The following is a 20,536-nucleotide window of genomic DNA, read 5'->3' as shown; positions in this document are numbered from 1 at the left end:
AAAAGGGCGTTTTGATTATTTATACCTGAGCATGAACCCGCAGAGTGTGTGTCATTATAAGCTTAACGACAGATGAACAGACTGTGTCCCATGAAACGCATCTTTATATCCGATTAGCTCCCTTCCCATCGCAATCCTTTGATTTCCCCCGATGTTGTATCCACACATACCTGATGTGTTCGGGGCGATCTGCTGTGGCAAACGTGTAAACATCAAACTGACAAGATGAACTCATGAACTGTGATAAACAACAAGCCATGTCCGGCGTCATGCTGGCGGCGATTGGCGTAGTCTATGGCGATATCGGCACCAGCCCGCTCTATACCTTGCGCGAGTGCCTGTCAGGTCAATTCGGGTTCGGCGTCGAGCCGGCCTCCATTCTCGGCTTTCTCTCGCTGATCTTCTGGCTGCTGATCCTGGTGGTGTCGGTCAAGTACCTCTCCTTTGTGATGCGGGCCGACAACGCCGGCGAGGGCGGCATTCTCACCCTGATGTCGCTGGCGACCCGCAACGCCTCCACCCGCTGGACGCCGCTGCTGATCATCCTCGGCCTGATTGGTGGCAGCTTCTTCTATGGCGAGGTGGTGATCACCCCGGCGATGTCGGTGATGTCGGCCATCGAGGGTCTGAGCATTCTCACACCCGCCCTCGACCCCTATATCGTCACCCTTTCGGTGCTGGTGCTGACCCTGCTGTTCGCCATCCAGAAACATGGCACCGCCATGGTGGGCAAGCTGTTTGCCCCCATCATGCTGATCTGGTTTATGACGCTGGCGGTGCTGGGGCTGCGCGGCATCATCCACAACCCCGAGGTGCTGGGGGCACTCAACCCCATCTGGGCGGTGCGATTCTTTATCCAGTACCAGACCACCTCCTTCTTTGCCCTCGGCGCCGTGGTGCTGGCCATCACCGGGGTGGAGGCGCTCTACGCGGATATGGGCCACTTTGGCAAAAATCCCATTCGCCTCGCCTGGTTTTTCGTGGTGTTGCCGTCGCTGGTGCTCAACTACTTCGGTCAGGGGGCGCTGCTGCTGAGCAATCCTGCCGCCATTGCCAACCCCTTCTTCCTGCTCGCGCCGAAATGGGCGCTGGTGCCGCTGCTGCTGCTGGCAACCATGGCGACGGTGATCGCCTCCCAGGCGGTGATCTCCGGGGTCTTTTCGCTGACCCGACAGGCGGTGCGCCTCGGTTACCTCTCACCCATTCGCATCGTTCACACCTCCGAGCAGGAGTCCGGCCAGATCTATATTCCGGTCATCAACTGGATGCTCTATATCTCAGTGGTGATCGTCATCATGAGCTTCGAGCACTCCAGCAATCTGGCGGCGGCCTACGGCATCGCTGTGACCGGCACCATGGTGCTCACCTCCATCCTCTCTTGCTCGGTGGCCAAGAACAGCTGGCACTGGAACAAGTATCTGGTGGCCATCCTGTTTGCCGCACTGCTCTGTATCGACGTGCCGCTGTTTGCCGCCAACCTCGCCAAGATCTTCTCCGGCGGCTGGCTGCCGCTCACTCTGGGCGCGGTGATGTTCACCGTGATGACCAGCTGGAAGAGCGAGCGTTTCCAGCTTATTCGTCGCCTGAACGAGCACGGCAACTCCCTTGAGCCGATGATCGCCTCGCTGGAAAAGTCCCCGCCGACTCGGGTGGCCGGCACTGCCGTCTATATGTCACGGGTGGTCAATGTGATCCCCCATGCGCTCCTGCACAACCTCAAGCACAACAAGGTGCTGCACGAGCGGATCATCCTGCTCACCCTGCGGGTGGAGGATGTGCCCTACGTCCACAATGTGCGCCGGGTCTGCATCGAGCAGCTCTCCCCTACCTTCTGGCGGGTGGTGGCCAGCTACGGCTGGCGCGAGACTCCGAACGTGGAGGAGATCTTCCACCGCTGCAACGCCGAGGGGCTGAGCTGCCGGATGATGGAGACCTCGTTCTTTATGGCCCACGAGTCGCTCATCATGAAAGACCGCCCCTGGTATCTCTATCTGCGCGGCAAGCTCTTTATGCTGCTGCAGCGCAACGCCCTGCGGGCCCCGGATCAATTCGAGATCCCGCCCAACCGGGTCATCGAACTGGGTTCGCAGGTGGATATCTGATGGCGGGTTGATGGCCTTTAATGGCATAGAAAACGTCAGCAAGAGAGAGGGAGGCATTGGCCTCCCTCTCTTGTTTCCGTTAACCCCCATTACCGGCCCCTCATCCCCAGCCCTTCTCCCGCAAGGGGAGAAGGGGGCAAACCACGGCGACCATATGCTGCAAACGGTGCAATTCACTGCGTTCTTTGCACCCTACTCATGCTGCGTTTTCCAAGGTGACGAACCCTCCCGATGGCTTCGTCACAAGTGACGAACGTCACAGTTCGACAGCCATGCCAGCCCTTTCACCCAACCACATCAATATTTTTATTCATTTAAAAACAGCCACTTAAAACCAATTTATCTGCAAAAACCATTTTGGCCCGTATCTTGCCAACCTGCCCCTACTTTCTCCGTTCGCGACACGACAAGGTAGGCTATGAACCGCTTCGTTATCGCTGACCCCAAGCTTTGTATCGGCTGTGGCACCTGTATGGCGGCCTGCAGCGAGGTACACAAGGCGCAAGGTTTGCAGCAAGCCCCCCGTTTAACCGTTATGCGACACGAGCAGGCGACCATGCCGGTTCAGTGCCGTCACTGTGACGATGCCCCCTGCATCAAGGTGTGCCCGGTCGAGGCAATTCGCCAGACCGGCGATTGCGTGCAACTCAATGAGTCGCTCTGCATCGGCTGCAATCTCTGCGCCGTGGCCTGCCCCTTTGGCGCTATCCAGAGCGGCGGCAGCCGTCCGGTGGCCGTGGCCACCAGTTACGACACCTATATCCCCTGCTCCATCCGCTCCAGCAACCCCTCCACCTCCGCCGGCCTGCGCTGCTTTGGCGAGGATCTGCTGAGCTGGGAGCCGGGGGTGCGCAGCATCGCCGTCAAATGTGACCTGTGCGAGTTTCGCGCCGATGGCCCGGCCTGTGTCGGTGCCTGCCCCTCCCAGGCACTGAAGCTGGTCAATGACGGCGACACCGAACGCGCCGCCCGTATCCGTCGTCAGCAAGCGGCCGACACCAACCCGCAAGGGGCCTCTGCCTTCTCGGCGCCTGCCACGGCGCTCCCTGCATCCGATTTATCCACCACAGAGGGAGTTCGCTGATGTTGTCCCCCCTTGTTATGGCCACGCTCCTGCTCTTTTTGCTGGGCGCTGCCGCCGGTTTGCTCCTGCAAAAGCTGCCCGCACTGGCCAACCGCCTCAATAGCGGCTTTGCCCTGTTGGGCTCACTCGCGGGTCTGGTCGCCGCCATCCAGATCTTTGCCCAGGGCGCCCCCGTCGACGGCCAGCTCTGGCTGCTGGGCTCGGTGCACCTCGACATGCTGGCCGCACTGATGCTGCTGGTGATTAGCACCGTCGGCGTCGCCGTCGCCCTCTACTCCTTTGCCTATATCCGCGAATATCAGGGCAAGGGGGATGTGGCCATCGGCGCGCTGATGAACCTCTTCCTCTTTGCCATGGTGGGCATGGTACTGGCCGACAATGCGCTCGGTTTCTTGCTCTGCTACGAGCTGGTGACCCTCACCACCTACTGGCTGGTCAAGACCAACCCCGAGGCCGCCAAACAGAGCCGCCTCTATCTGGTGATGAACCATATCGGCATGGCTCTGGTGCTGATCGCCTTCTGGCTGCTCTGCCGCGAAAGCGGCTCGCTGGAGTTCGCCGCGCTGCGCGAGCACCATCTGGCGGGCGCCCTGGCCTCTCTGGTGTTCCTGCTCAGCTTCTGCGGTTTTGGCCTGCGCGCCGGTTTCGTGCCGCTGCACGGCTGGCTGCCGGTGGCCGAGCCCGTTGCACCCTCCCATATCTCGGCGCTGATGTCCGGCGTGATGGTGAAGCTGGGTCTCTTTGGCATCTTGCGGATCAGCATCGATTTTCTCGGCGCCAGCCAGCTCTGGTGGGGCTATGTGGTACTGATCTTCGGCGCCTGCTCGGCAGTGCTCGGGGTGCTGTTTGCGCTGGCCGAGCATGATCTCAAACGGCTGCTCGCCTACCACACGGTGGAGAACATCGGCATCATCCTGATGGGGATGGGGATCGGCATGATCGGCATCGCCAACCAGCAACCGGCACTGGTGGTGCTGGGGCTGCTCGGCGCGCTCTATCACCTGCTCAACCACGCCATCTTCAAGAGCCTGCTCTTTATGGGCACCGGCTCTGTGATGTTCCGTCTGCACACCCGTGACATGGACAAGATGGGGGGCCTCGCCAAACTGATGCCCTGGACTGCGCTGGCGTTCCTCATCGGTGCCATGGCCATCTCGGCGCTGCCGCCGCTCAACGGCTTTGTCAGCGAGTGGTTTATCTATCAATCCTTGCTCTCCATGACCAAACTCGGCACCTCTGTCGTCGCGCCGCTCGCGGTAGTGATGCTGGCGGTGACCGGCGCCATGGCGGTGATGTGTTTCGTCAAGGTCTACGGCATCTGCTTCTGCGGCGCCCCGCGCAGCGAACACGCGAGCCACGCCCGCGAAGTGCCGGGCGCCATGGTGGCAGGCACCCTGCTGCTGGCCGCGGTCTGTCTGGTGCTGGGTCTGGGCGCCCCCTGGATTGCCCCCCATATCGCCAGCTATGGCCAAGCCTTGGTTGCCAGCCAAATGAGTGTCGCCACCGGCGCCACCCTGCTGCCACTCGACAGCTCACAAGCGATCCTCTCCCCGCCCGTTATCGCCATCACCCTGCTGGGGCTGTTCCTGATTCCGCTGCTGGTACTCGCCATCTTCAAGGGACCTAAGCTCGGTCGTCGTCACGCTGGCACCCCGTGGGCTTGTGGTTACGCCTACGAGGAGCGCATGAGCCTCACCTCCGGCGGTGTCACCCACACCTTGCGCCAACTCTGCGCGCCACTCTATCGCAAGCAGCCGCAGCTCGATCTGGCCAGCGCCCTGCACGGGGTGAGCGATACCAGCGGGACAACCGGCTGGCTGCTGCACGGTGTTGTGCTGGCGCTCTTTATCCTGATGGCTGTAGGAGTCTGATATGCCTGTTCTTGAAATGCCGAGCTGGGGCATGGTTGCCCTCGCCCTGACCCAGGCCATCGCCATGCTGGCGCTGGCGCCGCTCGCCACCGGTTTCAACCGGGTGCTGCGGGCCAAGATGCACTCCCGTCAGGGGCCGGGCCTGCTGCAGGATTACCGGGATATCGCCAAGCTCCTGCGCCGTCAGGAGGTAACTCCCGAGCCTGCTGGCATCATCTTCAACCTGATGCCTGCGCTGCTCATCGCCGCCCTCTTGCTGGTAGGGATGGCGCTGCCGACCCTGACTCACGAGTCCCCCTTCCCCATCGCCGGGGATCTCATCACCGACATCTATCTGTTCGCCATCTTCCGCTTCTTCTTCTCCCTCTCGGGGCTCGACAGCGGCAGCATGTTTGCAGGGATCGGTGCCCGCCGCGAACTGACCCTCGGCATTCTGGTAGAGCCCATTCTGGTGCTCGCCTGCTTCATCATGGCGATGATGGTGGGCAGCTCGGATCTGGGCAACATCAGCAGCTATGTGGCGACCCAGCCACTGGCCGCCCCCATCGCCACCCTGCTGGCCGGCGCCGCCTGTGCCTTTGCGGTGTTTGTCGAGATGGGCAAGCTGCCCTTTGACTGCGCCGAAGCCGAGCAGGAGCTGCAGGAGGGGCCGCTCACCGAGTATTCCGGTGCGGGGCTGGCCCTGCTCAAGCTCTCCATCGGCCTCAAGCAACTGGTGGTGGTGCAGCTCTTTCTGGTGATTTTCCTCCCCTTCGGCAAGGCGGCCAACTGGAGTCTGCCTGCGCTCATCGGCGCGGCGCTGATCCTCGCCTGCAAGCTGCTGGTGGCATTTTTGCTAGCCGGCATCATCGAAAACGCCATGGCCCGTACCCAGTTCGTGCGCACCCACAAGCTCACCCGCTACGGGTTGGGGCTGGCCCTGCTGGCGCTGCTCGCCTATCTGGTCGGGGTCTGAACCATGCCCGCCAGCACAGCACCTTTTTTCGATTTCATCATTTGTGAATGCTCATTCCCGAACATTAAAGTGAGAACTGCATGACCATCGCCATTTCGGATCGCATCGGCTGCGACTACATCCAGCAGGTGCGAGCCCAACTGCCCCACGCCATCGTCGACGAGGAGTGGCAAACCGCCGATCAGGCCACCATCACCGTCAAACCCACCAGTCTGGTCGAGACGGCCAGCCTGATCTTCCATCAGCTGGGGGGCTGGCTTCCTCTCTCCTTTGCCAATGACGAGCGCAGCCTCAACGGCCACTTCGCCGTCTACCACGTCTTCTCCATGGAGGGCGACACCAAGTGCTGGATCACCGTCAAGGTGCTGGTGGATGCCGATACCCAGGAGTACCCCTCCATCACCCCGACCATTCCGGCGGCAGTGTGGGGCGAGCGGGAGATCCGCGACATGTACGGCCTGCGCGCCATCGGTTTGCCGGACGAACGCCGTCTGGTACTGCCGGACGACTGGCCGGAGGATATCCACCCGCTACGCAAGGACGCCATGGATTATCGCCAGCGCCCTATGCCCACCACCGACACCGAGACCTACCCCTTCGTCAACGAGCTGGGCAGTGATGCCAACCGCATCGTGCCGGTCGGCCCGCTGCACATCACCTCCGATGAACCGGGCCACTTTCGTCTGTTCGTCGATGGCGAAGACATCATCGATGCCGACTACCGCCTCTTCTATGTCCATCGCGGCATGGAGAAGCTGGCGGAAACCCGGATGGGCTACAACGAAGTGGCGTTTCTGACCGACCGGGTCTGCGGCATCTGCGGCTTTACCCACAGCGTCGCCTACACCACCTCGGTGGAGAACGCCATGGGTATTCCGGTGCCGGAGCGGGCCAAGATGATCCGCGCCGTGCTGCTGGAGGTGGAGCGCCTGCACAGCCATATCCTCAACATCGGCCTGTCGAGCCACTTCACCGGTTTCGACACCGGCTTTATGCAGTTCTTCCGGGTGCGGGAGAAATCCATGACCCTGGCCGAGCTGCTGACCGGCGCCCGCAAGACCTACGGCCTCAACCTGATTGGCGGGGTACGCCGCGATATCTTCAAGGAAGATCGCATCAAGGGTGCTCAGCTGGTACGGGAGTTGCGTGATGAGCTCAAACCCCTGGTGGCCATGCTGCTGGATACCGCCAACATCTCCTCCCGCCTCATCGGTATCGGCAAGCTCGACCCGCAAATTGCCCGCGATTTCAGCTGCGTCGGCCCCATGGTGCGGGCGAGCGGCTTCAAGCGCGACGTGCGCCGGGTCCACGACTTTGCCGGCTACCGCGAGCTGCCGATGGAGATCCAGACCAAGGCGGGTTGCGATGTGCAATCCCGGGTGCTGGTGCGCATCCACGAGCTCTACGACTCCCTCGACATGATTGAGTTCGGCCTGGAGCACCTGCCGGAGGGGCCGCTGTTGACCGAAGGCTTCACCTACCAGCCGGGCAAGTTTGCGCTGGGCTTTACCGAGGCGCCCCGCGGCGAGAACGTCCACTGGAGCATGACCGGAGACAACCAGAAGCTGTTCCGCTGGCGCTGCCGCGCCGCTACCTACGCCAACTGGCCCGCCCTGCGCTACATGCTGCGCGGCAATACCGTGGCGGATGCGCCGCTCATCATCGGCAGTCTGGATCCCTGCTACTCCTGTACCGACCGGGTCACCCTGGTCGACCCCAAGAAGGGCAAATCCACCGTGGTCTCCTACAAGGAGATCGAGCGCTACGGCATCGATCGCAAAAACTCTCCGCTGAAATAAGGGGTCATCATGATCAAGCTGTTCAAGACCATCCTCAAGGCTGGCACCCCGACCGCCAAGTACCCCTTCGCCCCTTACGAGGTGAACCGGGATTTTCGCGGCAAACCCAAATATCAGGCGGATCAGTGCATCGCCTGCGCCGCCTGCACCAAGGCCTGCCCGGCCAACGCGCTGGTGATGGAAGTGGACATGGAGACCGGCGAACGGCGCTGGGAGATCTCCATGGCGCGCTGCATCTTCTGCGGCCGCTGCGAGGAGGTCTGCCCGACCCGCGCCATCGCCCTCTCCACCGAGTTCGAGCTGGCGGTGACCAACAAGGCGGATCTCTATGAGGAGGCCCGCTTCGCGCTGGCCCCCTGCACCCTTTGCGGCACCTACTTTGCCCCGAGCAAGCTGGTGGCGCTGGTGGAGGATACCCTCAAGCAGGCGGGCACACCGCTGGCCACCCCGGAGCGACTGCACCACTGCCCCGACTGCAAACGAAAACAGAGCATGCTGAGCCAGCCTGACTCGGCCCTGATCACACCGATAGCCACACCGATGGCCGCACAAAAGGAGTGGATGTGATGAGCAAGATCAAAGGCATAGAACCGGTTGTCGGGCATGCCCATACCCGTGCCGTGCCGCTGGCACAGGATCCCGAGATCACCAAACTCAAGAAGACCCTGCTCAAGGACATTCGCCGCTCGGCCTATGTCTACCGGGTCGATTGCGGCGGCTGCAACGCCTGCGAAATAGAGATCTTCGCCACCATCACCCCACTGTTCGATGCCGAGCGTTTCGGCATCAAGGTGGTCGCCTCCCCCCGCCACGCCGACATCCTGCTCTTTACCGGCGCTGTGACCCGGGCAATGCGGGTACCGGCCCTGCGCGCCTACGAGGCGGCGCCCGATCCCAAGATCTGCATCGCCTACGGCGCCTGCGGCTGTGACGGCGGCATCTTCCACGACCTCTACTGCGTCTGGGGCGGCACCGACAAAATCGTGCCAGTGGATGTCTATATCCCGGGCTGCCCTCCGACACCGGCGGCTACCATTTATGGCTTTGCCGTGGCGCTCGGTCTGCTTGAGCAGAAACTCAAAACCACCAGCCACGAGGTGCAACCGGGTGAGCGGGTCGAACTGCGCCACACCGGCATCCCCAATGAAATCCGGGTGATGATCGAACGCGAAGCGCGCCGCATGGCCGGTTACCGGCAGGGGCGGATCATCGCCGACGAATTCATGGCCCTGCTCGAAGGTGCGACCCAGCAGGATGTGGATCTGCGCATCCAGAGCTACCTCGATCAGCACGACGATCCGCGCCTCTCGGAGATCGTCAACAACCTCGCAAACGCCTGCCTCAACCGGGCGGCCGGCAAGGGAGAGGCGGTGCATGGCTGACGAGGTTTTTTTCTACCGCCTCTCGCGCAAGTTCGTCGACGAGCAGTTCAACGTCCCCGAGGAAGCCAAAGAGGTGATGTACTACAGCCTCGCCATCGGCCACCACCTCGGCATTGTCGATTGCCTGCGAGCAGACCTGGTCTGCTCGCTGACCGGTTATCGCGACTGGGTAGCCAAGCTGCCAGAGGGGAGCGAAGCACGCCGCAAGATGGAGGGGTTTCTCACCTTTGGCGAGATCACCATCTATCGCGAGCACTGCCACATGCTGGCCTGCGCCTTCGACCGACTGCGCAAAGCCGACAATCTACTCGATGAGCAGGAGCTGGGCTGGACCAACACCTTTATGGATCAGCTCACCGCCCTCTTTAACGACCCCCATATGTACCTGATGGTAAGGAGCCGCTGATGGGCTGCAATCTCGTGTTGACCGTGGGCAATGCCATGATGGGGGACGACGGTGCCGGCCCCTATCTTGCCGACAAACTGCAGGCCGCCCCCCTGCCCGGCTGGATCCATATCGACGGCGGCATCGCGCCGGAAAATGTGGTCTACAAGGTGCGGGAGCTGCAACCTGAGCGGGTGGTGCTGGTGGATGCCGCCGAGATCGGCGAGAAGGCGGGAACCCTGCAGGTGATCCCTCCCGAGACCATCGCCGAGATGTTTATCTTCTCGACCCACAATATGCCGCTCAATTTCCTGATCGACGAGCTCAAGACCTTTGTCCCCGAGGTGATCTTTGTCGGGGTACAACCGGCCATCGTGGCGTTCTCCTTCCCGATGACCGAGATGGTGAGCGAGGCGATGGATTATCTTTATCAGCATCTTGATGCCGCCAGTGACACCAGTCTGTTAATAGATAAACTGGATCAGTGGAATATTGCCAACGCCAACCGGTGATTATTTATCGAGTTGTTAACGACCGTTATTGACCAACGGTTACGGCAATGTGATCGAGGCCCGATGTTAAATTAAAAACATCGGGCTAATTGTGCTGAACTTGATATAAAACAAGGTTCTTTGATTTTTTCAAAAAATCGCTAACTCTCGCTTTTTTATGACAAAAAAAGCGTTGCCAGTCACAGAAATTTGCCACAAAATGGCGACCGTTATGGAAGTTGATGGGGTCTGGTGGCCTCCTCGGTCTTCAAAACCGATGTGAGCCGAGAAGGCTTTGGCAGGTTCGATTCCTGCCTCTTCCGCCAAATTCATCTATTGAACAAATACTCTCCCGCTGAATTTTTCGGCCTGGATGTTATTTCCATTGTTTGTTCAATATGTTTGAAGTAATACCTTAAAAAAGGTGCTTGCCGCTTGCCAATATAATCCGAACTCAGGTTATCTCGCTGGCCAAAAATTAATTTATCAGCATCGATGCAGCATTAATTTATACCCGCTCATTGATGCACCCAGTTTGCAGTCATCCGCAAATCGCCAGCAGTGCCATAACCCGTCAGCTCGGCCTCTCTATCGGCAAACCGGTGCGCATCCCGAACCCACGCACTGCACTGGTAATCCCATGCCGAACTCGTCTCACGCGCCAGCCATCCCCCACCGCCAGCCCGCATCAGGTACGGCTGCCGACGATTCACTGCCAGATTCACAGCAACAAACCCGCCGTCTGCCACAAGTGGAACAGCTGCTGCAGCAACCCTTTCTCGCCGGTTTTATCGAAACGCTGAGCCGCCCGCTGGTGACTCAGGCGGTGCGCGACACCCTGAGCGAACTGCGCCAGAGCGATGATTTTCGCCAGCATGGCGTTGCCCCCGAGCAGATCGAGGCGCTGATTGCCAAGCGCTGCCGACAGCAGTTGCGCCAGCGTCAAACCCGGGTGATCAACGCCACCGGCACCCTGGTGCATACCAATCTGGGGCGTTCGCCATTAAGTGCCGATCTGTGGGACGAGGTGCGTGACCTCAACACCGGCTACAACAATCTGGAGCTGGATCTCGCCACCGGCAAGCGCGGCGGGCGCAAGGGGTTGATCGCCCCCCTGCTCCGTTGCCTCACCCAGGCCGAGGATTCGCTGGTGGTCAACAACAACGCCGCGTCGCTCTTTTTGCTGCTGCAGGAGGTGGCCAAGGGGCGCGAGGTGATCGTCTCGCGCGGCGAGCAGATCCAGATTGGCGGCGGCTTTCGCATTCCCGATATTCTGGCGCTCTCCGGTGCCAAACTGGTGGAGGTGGGCACTACCAATATCACTACCGCCAAAGATTACCTCGATGCCATCACCGATCAGACCGCGCTGGTACTGATGGTGCACAGATCCAATTTCGCCATTCGCGGCTTTACCGAGTCCCCCGATATCGGCGAGGTGGCCCGCGCCCTGCCCGAGCACGTAGTGCTGGCGGTGGATCAGGGGTCGGGCTTGACCAGCGAAGAGTTTGCACCGGATGAAACCTCGGTGCGCCAGTACATCAAGGCGGGGGCGGATCTGGTCTGCTACTCAGGCGACAAGCTGCTGGGTGGCCCGCAATCGGGCATCATCAGTGGCCGCAGCGACCTTATCAAGCGGCTGGAAAAACACCCCATGATGCGCACCTTCCGCCCGAGCCGCATCATCTACTCCCTGCTGGAACGCCTGCTCATCCACAAGCTCAACAAATCTCCCGTCGGCGAGGGTATCGCCCAGCGCACCTTGAGCAACCCGGCCGCCATGCAGGCGAGAGCCTCCCAGCTGATGGAAGCCCTGCCCGGCTGTTTTGTGCCCGTCCCAGCCCAGCTGGTGGTGGGCGGTGGCACCTTGCCGGACGAGTTTTACCCGGCCCCTGCGCTGGAGTGCACCGACCCGCGTCCGGCCCAGCAGCTGCTCGATGATTTGCGCGAACTGCCGGTGCCGGTCATCGCCACCGTGCGCCAGCAGAAGGTGCTGCTCAATATGGCCACCCTGCTGCCGACCGAGATGGAACTGCTGATCGCCCAACTCAAGGAATTGCTGCTGCCCGCCCCGTTCAATGCAACAAATGCGACCGAGGAGCCTTGATCCCATGACCCCCTATCGCGCCGTTATCGGCCTTGCCGGCCACGTGGATCACGGCAAGACCCTGCTGATCAAGGCCCTCACCGGCATCACCACCGCCCGTGCCCACGAGCAGGCCATTGGCATGACCCAGGATCTCGGCTTTGCCCACTTCGACGACGGTCAGGGCAACACCATAGGCGTCATCGACGTGCCCGGCCACGAGCGCTATATCCGCAATATGGTGGCGGGGCTCTGGAGTCTGGATCTGGTGCTGCTGGTGATTGCCGCCGACGAGGGGTGGATGCCGATGACCGGCGATCACCTGCGCCTGCTCAAGGCGATGGGGGTTCCGCGCCTCTTGGTCTGCATCAACAAGTGCGATCTGGTCTCCCCTGACGAGCTGGCACACCTTGAAGAGAGCCTGCTGGAGCAGGTGATGGACGAAAGCGGCATGGTGCCCGACATCGTCAGCGTCAGCGCCAAAACCGGCGCCAATATGGCCGCCCTGCACACCGCCATCGTGCGCCAGCTTGCCGAACTGCCAGCCTCACACGCTGCCCGCGAGCAGAGCGCCCCGCGACTGTATGTAGACAGGGTCTTTACCGCCAATGGTACCGGCACTGTGCTTACCGGCACCTTGCAACAGGGCAGCCTCAAGGTGGGGGACAAGCTGCGCCTCTACCCTGCCGATCGGGAGGTGCAGGTGCGCTCCCTGCAGGCCTATCACCAGAGCGTCGACGAGATCGGCGCCGTCTGCCGGGTAGCTGTGGGCCTGAAAAAAGTGCCCCACAAGGAGGTGGCCCGCGGTCACTGCCTTACCAGCGCTGCCGGCCAGTGCGAGGCGGCAACCCACCTTATCGTGCGACTCAACGCCGAGAGCCTGAGAGACAAGGCGCTACGCCCCTCTCAGCACAACAAGGAGGTCGAAGTGGCCCTTGGCAGCTGGCATGGCCGAGCCCGTTTCGTGCCCATCAAGGACACCCGTCTGGCACGGCTGATCTTTGCCAGCCCCATCCCCTGCTTCTTCGGCCAGCCACTCGCCATCATTCGCCACGGCAGCAGCGAACTGCTGCACGGCGCCCGCATCGTCTGGTGCGGCGACATCCACCCCGCCAGACGCAAGGCGCTGCACGCCCTGCTGGGCGAGCTGCCGGATGACTTGGAGCGCTACAACCCCGCAGCCTTGCAGCTGGGGCTCAACGGCTATGTGCTGGCCAGCCGCTTTGACCAGCGGCCAGAGCAGGTCACCCCCCTCGGTGACTGGCTGCTGGACAACCACTGGCTGGCCCAAAGCCGCGACCAGCTGCTCGCCACGCTGGCCAGCGAACCGCTCAGCGCTGCGGAGCTCACGACCCGCTTTGGCATCGCCCTGCCGGTCACTCAGGCCCTGCTCCAGCAGCTCAAGAGCGAGCAGCTTGTTCGCCTGCACCATGACAAGTGGCAGCAGGGCAGCGGCGAGTCGGAAGATGATCTGGGGGAAGAGGCACAGCTGGTGCTCAAGGTGGTGCGAGATCAAGGCAAGGAGGGTTACGAGCCAGGTAAACTGGGCCCCGGCGGCGTGGCGCTGGATCCCTTTATCACCCGCCAGCTGCCCGCCGCCCTGCAGCAGGGCTTGCTGCAAAAAGGCGCGTTGCAAAAGCAGCTGCGCAATCTGGCGCGACTCAAGTATCTGGTGCAGCTCGATGGCCCCATCTACTACGACGCCGAGCTTTACAACCAGATGGTCGCCGCCGTGCTGGCGGGCCAGCAGGTGGGAGATCTGATCGACATGGCATCCCTCAAGGAGATCACCGGCTTGTCGCGTAAATACGCCATTCCGTTCTGCCTGCGCATGGAGATGGATGGCTGGGTACGACGCGAGGAGAACGAGCGCCGGGTGCTGCGTTTGCCGCAGACTCAAGATGAGATGGAGCCGGCATGAGCGCCACCATTGCCCCCTCTATCTCTCCGAGTCATGCGGCCAACCGGCTACGCCGCGAGTTTCATATCGACGGTATAGTGCAGGGGGTGGGCTTTCGCCCCTTCGTCTATGGGCTGGCGCTGCGCCACGGCCTTGCCGGTTATGTGTTGAACGATGCCAACGGCGTTACCATTGGCGCCGAAGGATCGCCCGAGCAGCTCGCCACCTTTGCCCGCCAACTGCGGGAACTGGCGCCGCCGCTTAGCCGCATCGATCATTTCAGCGAGCGGGAGCTGCCCCTTGCTCATGATCCCGACTTCGATGGCCAATTTCATGGCCAGTTTCGAATTAAAGCGAGCCAGCAGCAGAGCGCCGCCACGGTCGCCATCTCGCCTGATCAGGGGATGTGCGAGGCGTGCGCCCGGGATGTGGCCAATCCCGCAGATCGCCACCACCACTACCCCTTTACCAACTGCACCCACTGCGGCCCGCGCTACACCATCATCCGCCGCCTCCCCTACGATCGCCCCCATACCGCCATGGCAGGCTTTGCCATGTGCCCGCGCTGCGCTGCGGCCTATGAAAACCCGCTGGATCGACGCTACCACGCCCAGCCGGTGAGCTGCCCCGAGTGCGGGCCCCATCTCAGCTGGCTCAGCGGCAATGGAAATGCGCTGGCCGAACGCGAAGAGGCCCTGCAGGCCGCCGCCCGCGCCCTGCAAGCGGGAGCTTTGATTGCGGTCAAGGGGATGGGGGGTTATCACCTGATATGTGATGCCCGCAATGAACAGAGTGTTGCCAGATTACGAATGCTCAAGCGGCGCGTGCGCAAGCCGCTGGCGGTGATGATGGGCTCCCTTGCCGAGGCCAAATTGCATGTCACCGGCTGCGAGGCAGAGTGGACGCTGCTCGCCTCTCAGGCCAGACCCATCACCTTGCTGCGCAAGCGCATTAACGATGATCGGCTCTCAGAAACTGGGCAACCAGCCGCGCCGCTGGCCGAGGGAATCGCCCCCGGCATCCCCTACCTCGGCATCATGCTCCCCTATACTCCGCTGCACCAGTTGCTGCTGGATGCCTGCACCATGCCGCTGGTAGCCACCAGCGCCAATGGTCGCGGCAGCCCGATCCTTATCGAATGCGAGGCGGTGGTCAGGGAACTCGGCAGCGAGATTGACGGCATCCTGGATCACAACCGCCCCATCCTGCACCCGTGCGACGACAGTCTGGTGCAGTGGGCGGGCGGGCGACGCCAGACGTTGCGCCTCGCCCGAGGCTATGCCCCCTGCACCCCCAGCCTGAAAGAGGCGGTCAGGGTGCCGCTCTTGGCGGTCGGGGCGCAGCAGAAGAACCAGCTGGCGCTCGCTTTCGGCCGCCAGCGCATCTACAGCCCCTATATCGGCGATCTGCACAGCCTGCCGATGCAGGAGCACTTCGAGCAGACCCTGGCCACCTTTCGCGATCTCTACGATCTCAACCCCGAACTGCTGGTCTCGGATCGCCACCCCGGCTACCTCAGCCACCAGTGGGCCAAAAGCTATTGCCAGGATCTGGGTACCACCCAACTCGAGGTGCAGCACCATCACGCCCACCTGCTGGGGGTGATGGCCGAGCACAACATCACGGGCCCGGTGCTGGGGGTTGCCTTCGATGGCACCGGCCTTGGCGATGACGGCACCCTCTGGGGCGGCGAGCTGCTGATCGCAGACGTTCAGGGCTTCGATCGTGTTGCCCACCTCGCGCCTTTCAAGCTGATCGGCGGCGAGGCGGCCATCCGCGAACCGGTACGCCAGTTGCTGGGGCTGCTGTTTGAATCGCACACTCCTGAGCAGGTCCGCGCCCTCGATATTCCGTTGATCAACAATCAGTCCCTTGAGCGGATCAGCAACCTGCACCAGCTCTGGTGCCTTGGCCGCAACGCCCCTTACACCAGCTCCATCGGTCGGCTGTTCGATGCGGTGGCGGCGCTCTTGGGAGTGATCGACACCCCGGATTACGAGGGCGAAGCGGGGCTATTGCTGGAGGCGGCTGCCTTGCAGCTGGCCCCCGATGAACAGCCCTTCCCCCTCGCCTTTGATCTCAGCCAATCAGCGGAAGGGCCGCTGCAGATCGAGTGGGCCGAGCTGATCAATACCCTTGTCAGCGAGCGGCGCAAAGGCACCTCCACCGCCAGCCTGGCCGCCGGTTTTATCCGCGCCATCAGCAATCTGGTGGTTGCCCTGGCCGAGCGCTTCCCCGGCTATCCGGTGGCACTCGGGGGCGGCGTCTTTCAAAACCGGGTGCTGATGGACCAGCTGGTGCCCGCGCTCGAAGCAGCCGGCCGGCAGGTATTGGCCAGCGAAACCCTGCCACTCAATGACGGTGGCATCGCCGCCGGTCAGCTCTGGTTTGCCATCCACCATCTTGCCACGCACCAGCCTGCCACAGCCGGTTGTGCCACCTTGTCGGAGTCCTGAAATTCATGTGTCTATCCATCCCCTCTCAGGTGGTGCAACTGCACCCCGAAGATAACAGCGTCACCGTCGACACCCTGGGGGTGCAGCGGCGCGTCAGCTGCATGCTGCTCGAAGAGCCTCTCCAGGTGGGCGATTATGTGCTGCTCCATATCGGCTTTGTGATGAGTAAGATTGACGAAGAGGAGGCGCAGGCCAGCCTCGAGAGCTTCCGCCAGATGGTGGCCCTGATGCCCAAACAGGATATCTTGCCATGCTGACCTTGAATGATCTCTTTCAGGGCTTTCGCCAGCCCGAGGTGATCCGCGCCCTCGCCGCCCAGATCACTGAACTCGCCAAAGATCTGCCCGAACCGCTGCGGGTGATGGAGGTGTGCGGCGGCCATACCCATACCATCATGAAATACGGCCTGCACCAGCTGCTGCCGGCCAGCATCGAGTTCGTTCACGGCCCCGGCTGCCCGGTCTGCATCATGCCCAAAGAGCGCATCGATCAGGCCATCGAGCTCGCCCGCCAACCGAACGTCATTCTGATCACCCTGGGGGACATGATCCGGGTGCCGGGCTCCAAAGGCACGCTGGCCCAGCAGCGGGCCAAGGGGAGCGATATCCGCCCAGTCTATGACCCCCTCGACGCCCTGCGCATCGCCAAAGAAAACCCGGAAAAAACCGTGGTCTTCTTCGCCATCGGTTTCGAGACCTCTACCCCGATGACCGCCGCCTTGCTGGCTGCCGCTGAAGAGCAAGGGGTCGATAACCTCCTGTTTCATATCAACCATGTGCTGGTGCCGCCCGCCATTCATGCGGTGATGGCCGACGGGGTGGCCAAGGTGAACGCCTTTATCGGCCCCTCTCACGTCAGCGTCATCACCGGCGCCGATATCTACCTGCCTATCGTCGATCGCTATCAGGTGCCTGTGGTGGTGAGTGGCTTCGAACCGGTGGATGTGATGGAGGCGCTCTTGATGATGGTGCGCCAGAAGGTGGAGGGTCGCTATGCGCTGGAGGTGCAGTACAGCCGCGCCGTCACCGCCAGCGGCAATAAAGCCGCCCAGCGGCTGGTCGAGCGCTTTTTCGAGACCCGCGAGCACTTTCGCTGGCGAGGTCTGGGGGATATCAACGCCTCCGCCCTGCGCCTGCGCGATGCCTTTGCCAAGCGCGATGCAGAGCGTCACTTCCAGCTTGATCAGACCCCCATCGATGACCACAAGGCGTGCCAGTGCGCCGATATCCTGCGCGGCCTGGCCAAACCGAACCAGTGCAAAGTCTTTGGCCGGGGCTGCACCCCGACCCAGCCCATGGGCAGCTGCATGGTCAGCTCCGAAGGGGCCTGCAATGCCTACTACCGATATATGGGGATCCAATGAGAGAAATTCAGTTAAGCCACGGCGGCGGCGGTGTCGAAATGAACCAGCTGATCAACCAGCTCTTCTTTCGCCACTTTGGCAACGAGATCCTGCTGCGCGGTGAAGATGCCGCCCTGCTGCCGGTGAGCGGCCCCATTGCCTTCACCACCGACAGCTTTACCGTCTCGCCGCTCTTCTTCGAGGGGGGCGATATCGGCAAGCTGGCCATCGCCGGTACGGTCAACGATCTCGCCATGATGGGGGCCAAGCCAGAGTATCTGAGCTGCAGCTTTATCATCGAGGAGGGCTTTCCCTACGCCGATCTGGCCCGCATCGTCGAGTCGATGGCAGCAGAGCTTGTCAAGAGCGGCGCCCGTATCGTCTGCGGCGACACCAAGGTGGTACCCAAGGGAGCGGCCGACAAGATCTTTATCAACACCAGCGGGGTCGGCACTTTCCCGCTGCCTGAACAGAGCCGGGGCATCTCGGTACGCAACCTCAAGGCCGGTGACGCCATTCTGGTGTCGCGGGATATCGGCAGCCACGGCGCCTGCATCCTGATGGCCCGCGACGCCCTGCAACTGGGATCTGATCTCAAGAGCGACTGCACCACCCTCTGGCCCCAGGTAGAAGCGCTGCTAAAAGCGGGCATTACCCCTCACGCACTGCGCGACGCTACCCGCGGCGGCCTCGCCGCCGTGCTCAACGAGTGGAGCAGCGCCTCCGGTGTTGCCATCGAGCTGGAGGAGTCAGCCATTCCGGTGTGCGATCCGGTGCGCGGCCTGTGTGAGCTCTACGGTTTCGAGCCCCATGATCTCGCCAACGAGGGAACCATGGTGCTGGCCCTGCCTGCCGAACAGGCGCAGGACGCGCTGGGCATCTTGCGGCAATTCAACCCCGCCGCCAGCCAGATCGGCGTGGTGCAGGCAAGCGATCGCCACAAGGTGATCCTCAACAACCCCTGGGGCAGCCGCCGCTATCTGGAGCTACCGCAAGGGGAGCTGCTGCCGCGGATCTGTTGAGCAGCCATGCCGTTCCGTCATTTACAGGGAGGAGTCACTGCTCCTCCCCATATCGGTTAAGGAGCCACCATGCACGAAATGTCTCTGGCCATGGCCGCCATCGATCTGGCGGCTGAACAGGCCACCCAGCGGGGCTTTACCAGGGTGACCGCCCTCTGGCTCGAGGTCGGCAGCTTCTCCTGCGTCGACCCGGACACCATTGCCTTCTGTTTCGAGGCCGCCGCCAAGGGCACCGCCGTCGAGGGGGCCCAACTGCACTTTCAGCACCAGGCGGCAGAGGCCTGGTGTTACGACTGCAACAAGACGGTCACCCTCACCGAGCGCGGGCAGGCCTGCCCCGAGTGTGGCGGATACAAATTACGAGTCGCGCAGGGTGATAGCCTGCGCATCACCGACATCGAGGTAAGTTGATATGTGTAGCGTATGCGGATGCGGCCAGGCGCGGATCGCCGGCCATGAGCACGATCATGAGCATCATCACGAACATGAACATCACCATGAACATGGTCATGAGCACGACCACCATCATGCTCATGACGCCCATCACCATCATGATCACGAGCAGAGTGCGCCGCGCACCCTGATCATTCACCACCACTATCACCATCAGGGGGATGTCCATCACCACTACCACGGGGTGCGAGCTCCCATAAGCCACGAGGGTCATGATCACCCCCATGAGCACCACAATGATCACCCCCACGACCATCATCATGATCATGCCCAATCTCATGAGCACGGCCATTCCCACACGCATCCCCATGATCACTGCCATGACCATGACCATGACCATGACCATGACCATCAGCAGGGTGATCTGCACTATGGCAAAGGGGAAGCGGGATTGTCGGTGCCCGGTATGGGGCAGCGCCAGCTGATCGCCATCGAGATGGATGTGCTGGCCAAGAACAACGCGCTGGCGGCCCACAACCGCGAACACTTCACTGCCGCAGACCAGCTGGTGCTTAACCTGGTCTCTAGCCCGGGTTCAGGCAAAACCACTTTGCTGTGCGAAACTCTGCGCCAACTGGCCGACAAACGCCCCTGCGCGGTGATCGAAGGGGATCAGCAGACCAGCGCCGATGCGGATCGCATTCGTGCTACTGGTGTCCCTGCCGTGCAGATCAACACCGGCAAGGGCTGCCATCTGGACGCCAAAATGGTTCACGACGCCTGCCACCAGCTGCCCGCCAATCAAGGGGGCATCCTCTTTATCGAGAACGTGGGTAATCTGGTCTGCCCCGCCAGCTTCGATCTCGGCGAGAAGTACAAGGTGGCGATCCTCTCCGTCACTGAGGGGGAAGAGAAGCCGCTGAAATACCCGGACATGTTTGCCGCCGCCCAGCTGATGGTGATCAACAAGATCGATCTGCTGCCCTACGTCAGCTTTGACGTGGCCCGCTGCATCGAGAACGCCAAACGGGTCAACCCCTATATTCAGGTGATCCAGGTCAGCGCCACCACGGGTGAAGGGATGAATGCCTGGCTTAACTGGCTGGCCAGTGCCTGAACCAGAACCGGTTAAATGCTGTTACCAACGCCGTATAGCAAGAGAGGAAGGCTGATGCCTCCCTCTCTTTATCTGCGCGCTTTGCCAACGGTTCTCTCTGTACAGAATGGCCAGCGTTTCATCCTCGCGCCCCCTCACCCTAGCCCTCTCCCCA

General features: G+C 61.8%; 18 protein-coding genes and 1 tRNA gene. 18 read left to right on the top strand and 1 reads right to left on the bottom strand.

Going from position 1 to position 20,536, the window contains the following annotated elements; all coding sequences use genetic code 11:
- Nucleotides 1-233 precede the first annotated feature (233 nt).
- The 17 genes from kup to hypA all read left to right on the top strand — a co-directional run bounded on the left by kup (nt 234) and on the right by hypA (nt 19,283).
- Nucleotides 234-2,102, top strand: a complete 1,869-nt coding sequence (gene kup, locus AAHA39_RS02535) for a low affinity potassium transporter Kup (RefSeq protein WP_320656842.1) — start codon at nt 234-236, stop codon at nt 2,100-2,102.
- A 418-nt stretch (nt 2,103-2,520) separates the two neighbouring features.
- Nucleotides 2,521-3,186: a 4Fe-4S dicluster domain-containing protein gene (locus AAHA39_RS02530; protein ID WP_005351526.1), complete on the top strand. Its 666-nt coding sequence runs from the start codon at nt 2,521-2,523 to the stop codon at nt 3,184-3,186.
- On the top strand, nt 3,186-5,057 hold the full coding sequence (hyfB, locus tag AAHA39_RS02525) for a hydrogenase 4 subunit B (protein WP_320656843.1): 1,872 nt from the start codon (nt 3,186-3,188) through the stop codon (nt 5,055-5,057). Before AAHA39_RS02530 ends, hyfB begins: the two co-directional genes overlap by 1 nt.
- 1 nt (nt 5,058) lies before the next feature.
- Nucleotides 5,059-6,012 carry a respiratory chain complex I subunit 1 family protein gene (locus AAHA39_RS02520; protein ID WP_104014703.1) on the top strand — a complete coding sequence of 318 codons (954 nt, stop codon included), beginning with the start codon at nt 5,059-5,061 and terminating at the stop codon, nt 6,010-6,012.
- Between the two features lie 80 nt (nt 6,013-6,092).
- Nucleotides 6,093-7,811, top strand: a complete 1,719-nt coding sequence (locus AAHA39_RS02515; protein ID WP_017784116.1) for a hydrogenase large subunit — start codon at nt 6,093-6,095, stop codon at nt 7,809-7,811.
- A gap of 9 nt (nt 7,812-7,820) precedes the next feature.
- Nucleotides 7,821-8,378 carry a formate hydrogenlyase complex iron-sulfur subunit gene (locus AAHA39_RS02510; RefSeq protein ID WP_320656844.1) on the top strand — a complete coding sequence of 186 codons (558 nt, stop codon included), beginning with the start codon at nt 7,821-7,823 and terminating at the stop codon, nt 8,376-8,378.
- Entirely contained in the window at nt 8,378-9,193 is an 816-nt protein-coding gene (locus AAHA39_RS02505; protein WP_252476069.1) for an NADH-quinone oxidoreductase subunit B family protein, read from the top strand. The genes AAHA39_RS02510 and AAHA39_RS02505 overlap by 1 nt, the downstream gene beginning before the upstream one ends.
- On the top strand, nt 9,186-9,599 hold the full coding sequence (locus tag AAHA39_RS02500; protein ID WP_041207575.1) for a formate hydrogenlyase maturation HycH family protein: 414 nt from the start codon (nt 9,186-9,188) through the stop codon (nt 9,597-9,599). The genes AAHA39_RS02505 and AAHA39_RS02500 overlap by 8 nt, the downstream gene beginning before the upstream one ends.
- Nucleotides 9,599-10,090: a hydrogenase maturation peptidase HycI gene (gene hycI / locus AAHA39_RS02495; protein ID WP_042029432.1), complete on the top strand. Its 492-nt coding sequence runs from the start codon at nt 9,599-9,601 to the stop codon at nt 10,088-10,090. Before AAHA39_RS02500 ends, hycI begins: the two co-directional genes overlap by 1 nt.
- Nucleotides 10,091-10,303: 213 nt before the next feature.
- A tRNA-Sec gene (locus AAHA39_RS02490) sits at nt 10,304-10,395 on the top strand.
- Between the two features lie 314 nt (nt 10,396-10,709).
- The gene (selA, locus tag AAHA39_RS02485) at nt 10,710-12,173 is read left to right on the top strand and encodes an L-seryl-tRNA(Sec) selenium transferase (RefSeq protein ID WP_320656845.1); all 1,464 of its coding nucleotides are present in this window, start codon (nt 10,710-10,712) and stop codon (nt 12,171-12,173) included.
- A gap of 4 nt (nt 12,174-12,177) precedes the next feature.
- Entirely contained in the window at nt 12,178-14,073 is a 1,896-nt protein-coding gene (gene selB, locus AAHA39_RS02480) for a selenocysteine-specific translation elongation factor (protein WP_320656846.1), read from the top strand.
- A complete protein-coding gene (hypF, locus tag AAHA39_RS02475; RefSeq protein WP_320656847.1) occupies nt 14,070-16,508 on the top strand; it encodes a carbamoyltransferase HypF in 2,439 nt (812 codons plus the stop codon). Before selB ends, hypF begins: the two co-directional genes overlap by 4 nt.
- Nucleotides 16,509-16,513: 5 nt before the next feature.
- Nucleotides 16,514-16,765, top strand: coding sequence for a HypC/HybG/HupF family hydrogenase formation chaperone (locus AAHA39_RS02470; protein ID WP_150997755.1), 252 nt, complete (start codon nt 16,514-16,516; stop codon nt 16,763-16,765).
- Nucleotides 16,759-17,871 carry a hydrogenase formation protein HypD gene (gene hypD / locus AAHA39_RS02465; protein ID WP_320656848.1) on the top strand — a complete coding sequence of 371 codons (1,113 nt, stop codon included), beginning with the start codon at nt 16,759-16,761 and terminating at the stop codon, nt 17,869-17,871. The genes AAHA39_RS02470 and hypD overlap by 7 nt, the downstream gene beginning before the upstream one ends.
- Nucleotides 17,868-18,872, top strand: a complete 1,005-nt coding sequence (hypE, locus tag AAHA39_RS02460) for a hydrogenase expression/formation protein HypE (RefSeq protein WP_320656849.1) — start codon at nt 17,868-17,870, stop codon at nt 18,870-18,872. The genes hypD and hypE overlap by 4 nt, the downstream gene beginning before the upstream one ends.
- 69 nt (nt 18,873-18,941) lie before the next feature.
- Nucleotides 18,942-19,283 (top strand): hydrogenase maturation nickel metallochaperone HypA, encoded by a 342-nt coding sequence (gene hypA / locus AAHA39_RS02455; protein ID WP_005345210.1) that lies wholly within the window; start codon nt 18,942-18,944, stop codon nt 19,281-19,283.
- Here hypA and AAHA39_RS02450 read toward each other — a convergent pair.
- The gene (locus AAHA39_RS02450) at nt 19,261-19,635 is read right to left on the bottom strand and encodes a hypothetical protein (RefSeq protein ID WP_320656850.1); all 375 of its coding nucleotides are present in this window, start codon (nt 19,633-19,635) and stop codon (nt 19,261-19,263) included. The genes hypA and AAHA39_RS02450 overlap by 23 nt on opposite strands.
- On the opposite strand from AAHA39_RS02450, the gene hypB reads away from it, so the two are divergent.
- Nucleotides 19,522-20,382 carry a hydrogenase nickel incorporation protein HypB gene (hypB, locus tag AAHA39_RS02445; RefSeq protein ID WP_320656860.1) on the top strand — a complete coding sequence of 287 codons (861 nt, stop codon included), beginning with the start codon at nt 19,522-19,524 and terminating at the stop codon, nt 20,380-20,382. The genes AAHA39_RS02450 and hypB overlap by 114 nt on opposite strands.
- Nucleotides 20,383-20,536: the final 154 nt, after the last annotated feature.

Source organism: Aeromonas sp. SE22, assembly GCF_038739755.1.
Lineage (GTDB): Bacteria > Pseudomonadota > Gammaproteobacteria > Enterobacterales > Aeromonadaceae > Aeromonas > Aeromonas jandaei.
This window is presented reverse-complemented; position numbering and strand designations above follow the sequence as displayed.

Bases quoted from the DNA above. Each gene is read 5' to 3' on its own strand.
- kup (WP_320656842.1), top strand. From the start codon at position 234: ATGAACTGTGATAAACAACAAGCCATGTCCGGCGTCATGCTGGCGGCG.
- AAHA39_RS02530 (WP_005351526.1), top strand. From the start codon at position 2,521: ATGAACCGCTTCGTTATCGCTGACCCCAAGCTTTGTATCGGCTGTGGC.
- hyfB (WP_320656843.1), top strand. From the start codon at position 3,186: ATGTTGTCCCCCCTTGTTATGGCCACGCTCCTGCTCTTTTTGCTGGGC.
- AAHA39_RS02520 (WP_104014703.1), top strand. From the start codon at position 5,059: ATGCCTGTTCTTGAAATGCCGAGCTGGGGCATGGTTGCCCTCGCCCTG.
- AAHA39_RS02515 (WP_017784116.1), top strand. From the start codon at position 6,093: ATGACCATCGCCATTTCGGATCGCATCGGCTGCGACTACATCCAGCAG.
- AAHA39_RS02510 (WP_320656844.1), top strand. From the start codon at position 7,821: ATGATCAAGCTGTTCAAGACCATCCTCAAGGCTGGCACCCCGACCGCC.
- AAHA39_RS02505 (WP_252476069.1), top strand. From the start codon at position 8,378: ATGAGCAAGATCAAAGGCATAGAACCGGTTGTCGGGCATGCCCATACC.
- AAHA39_RS02500 (WP_041207575.1), top strand. From the start codon at position 9,186: ATGGCTGACGAGGTTTTTTTCTACCGCCTCTCGCGCAAGTTCGTCGAC.
- hycI (WP_042029432.1), top strand. From the start codon at position 9,599: ATGGGCTGCAATCTCGTGTTGACCGTGGGCAATGCCATGATGGGGGAC.
- selA (WP_320656845.1), top strand. From the start codon at position 10,710: ATGCCGAACTCGTCTCACGCGCCAGCCATCCCCCACCGCCAGCCCGCA.
- selB (WP_320656846.1), top strand. From the start codon at position 12,178: ATGACCCCCTATCGCGCCGTTATCGGCCTTGCCGGCCACGTGGATCAC.
- hypF (WP_320656847.1), top strand. From the start codon at position 14,070: ATGAGCGCCACCATTGCCCCCTCTATCTCTCCGAGTCATGCGGCCAAC.
- AAHA39_RS02470 (WP_150997755.1), top strand. From the start codon at position 16,514: ATGTGTCTATCCATCCCCTCTCAGGTGGTGCAACTGCACCCCGAAGAT.
- hypD (WP_320656848.1), top strand. From the start codon at position 16,759: ATGCTGACCTTGAATGATCTCTTTCAGGGCTTTCGCCAGCCCGAGGTG.
- hypE (WP_320656849.1), top strand. From the start codon at position 17,868: ATGAGAGAAATTCAGTTAAGCCACGGCGGCGGCGGTGTCGAAATGAAC.
- hypA (WP_005345210.1), top strand. From the start codon at position 18,942: ATGCACGAAATGTCTCTGGCCATGGCCGCCATCGATCTGGCGGCTGAA.
- AAHA39_RS02450 (WP_320656850.1), bottom strand. From the start codon at position 19,635: ATGGGGATGCGTGTGGGAATGGCCGTGCTCATGAGATTGGGCATGATC.